Origin of the sequence: Streptomyces sp. AC512_CC834, assembly GCF_019049325.1 — a bacterium.
Lineage (GTDB): Bacteria > Actinomycetota > Actinomycetes > Streptomycetales > Streptomycetaceae > Streptomyces.
Window position 1 is genome coordinate 1 of sequence record NZ_JAGMUO010000111.1, and the last position, 2,327, is coordinate 2,327.

A 2,327-nucleotide genomic window follows, 5' to 3' on the forward strand; every position below is an offset into this window, starting at 1 on the left:
CGCCCAGTCCGAGTGCGAGTCCGGAGACGTTGCCCAGCAGTGCCGAGTCCGCGCCCGCCGAGCAGCCGCAGGCGCAGCCGTCGGCCACCCAGGAGCCGAAGAACGACGGAGGCGGCGGAGACAAGGGCGACGAGGACAAGGGCGGCGGCGAGGACAAGCAGACCAAGAAGCCGGTGCGTACCGCTGCCACGGCCGTGAAGGAGCTCGCCGACCGCAGCGACGGCCGGCACATCTGCTACCGCGCCTACGTGGCCGACCAGGGCTGGCAGGACCCCGTGTGCGACGGCGCCGAGGCCGGCACGGTGGGCAAGAACCTCCCCATAAAGGCCCTGAACATCGCCGTGTCCGGGACGAAGGGCGTCACCGGCAACGGAGCCCACGTCGTCGAGGGATGGCTCAACGGCAGCAAGTGGGAGAGTGCCGACGACAAGACCGACATGTACCTCGGCAGCACCAAGGAGGCGGTCTCGCCGATGGAGGGGTTCACCCTCGCGACCGGGGAAGGCAACGTCTGCGTGAATGCCCACGTCAAGGACAAGGGCTGGTTGCAACAGGGCTGCACCACGCCGGAGTGGCGATACTTCGGCAGCGACATGAAGACCGAGAAGCTGCAACTGGAGGCGGTCCGGTTCACGGTCTGACGACGTCTGCCGGGGCAACCTGCTTTGCCCTTGCGACTCCTGACGCGCCATCCGGACCCGCGTAGCGTCGGCGTGTGAGCCTTTGGACTTCCCTGGAGCCCGCGTCCGCCACCGTCGACCCCGGCAGCAGCACGCGTGTGCGGCTGCGGGTGCGCAACACCGGTGATGTCGTCGACGAGTACCGGTTCGAGCCTGTCGGGGACGTTGCGCCCTGGACGACGGTCGAGCCGCCGACGCTGCGTCTGTATCCGGGCACGACCGGCACTGTCGAGTTGACGTTCGCGCCGCCTCGTACGCCGGATGCGGTGGCGGGGCCGAATCCGTATGCGGTGCGGATTACGCCGACGGAGCATCCGGACGCGGTGACGGTGCCGGAGGGCAATCTGACGATCACCGCGTTCTCGGAAGTGCGGGCGGAGTTGGTGCCGCCGACGGTGAAGGGCAGGTTCAGGGGCCGGCCGAAGCTGGCGGTGGACAACCTCGGCAATACGAAGGTCACGGCGTCGGTCTCGGGCAGTGACAACGGTGATCACCTGTCGTACGAGATCCGCCCGGGCAACGTGCAGATCGAGCCGGGCCGTGCGGCGTTCCTGGAGACGACTCTCAAGCCGCAGCAGATCATCTGGTTCGGCGCCAAGGAGGAGCGGCCCTACACGCTGGCCGTGCGCCGTTCCGGAGTCGACCCGACGGAGGTCGAGGGCACGTACGTGCAACGCGGGTTCCTGCCGCGTTGGCTGGCGACCTTCTTCGGCATTTTCGTCGCGCTCGCGATCGCGTTCGTGATGATCTGGATCGCGTACAAGCCGCAGGTCCGCACGAGTGCGACGGAGCAGACGCAGGAGGCGGGCGCCGCCCTCGCACCCAGCCCAAGCGCCACCCCGGAGACGTTGCCCAGCACGGCCGAATCGCCTTCGGAGGAAGCCGAGCAGCCGGCCGCCGAGGAATCCAAGAGCGATGGCGGTGGTGGCGGAGGCGGCGGCGGTGGCGACCAGCCCAAGAAGCCGACGGTGAAGCCGGTGGTGCCCGCCAAGAACGTCATGCTGCGCAACGCCACCACCCACATGTGCGCCGACGTTCCCGGACGGGAAAAGGGCAAGATCAACGAGATCGTCCAGCAGGCCAACTGCCACGAAGAGGGCGACAACCAGTACTGGCATCTCGAGGTGAAGTACCCGAAGGGCGGTCCCGGAGGGGCTCCGCTCTTCCAGATCCGGAACGCCACGGACAGGTTCTGCATGGACCTGGGTGAGTTCGGCGCCCGTCCCGTGGGAACGGGGATCGCCGAGTTCCGCTGCGACGGCACGAAGGACGACAACCAGCTCTGGTGGGTCGACAAGCAGAAGAGCGGCGACTACTGGATCCGCAACTTCGCCAGCAACAACAAGTGCCTGAACGTGAAAGGCCAGAACGGCGGCACCGAGACCCGGCTGAACATCGCCGACTGCACCAACACCGACGATCAGGAGTGGAAGATCATCCACCCCTCGAAGGAATGACGGCGTGGCCCGAACAGCCGTTTGATCAGGCACCTCGGGGCACTCACTACTGCCCCGAGTGCCGCTGACGGGCGTGGAGTTGCTCCATAGCCTCGCCTCGTGAGCCTGTGGACTTCGCTGGAGCCCGCGTCCGCGACTGTGGACCCCGGCAGCAGTACGCGTGTGCGCCTGAGGGTGCGTAATACCGGTG

Annotated in this window: 1 protein-coding gene and 1 pseudogene; both read left to right on the forward strand. The window is 67.4% G+C overall.

Going from position 1 to position 2,327, the window contains the following annotated elements; translation table 11 throughout:
• Positions 1-641, forward strand: a pseudogene (locus tag KUM40_RS34955) (hydrolase); the annotation flags it as partial.
• A 74-nt stretch (positions 642-715) separates the two neighbouring features.
• Positions 716-2,137 carry an RICIN domain-containing protein gene (locus KUM40_RS34960; RefSeq protein WP_217170333.1) on the forward strand — a complete coding sequence of 474 codons (1,422 nt, stop codon included), beginning with the start codon at positions 716-718 and terminating at the stop codon, positions 2,135-2,137.
• The last annotated feature ends 190 nt before the right edge of the window (positions 2,138-2,327 follow it).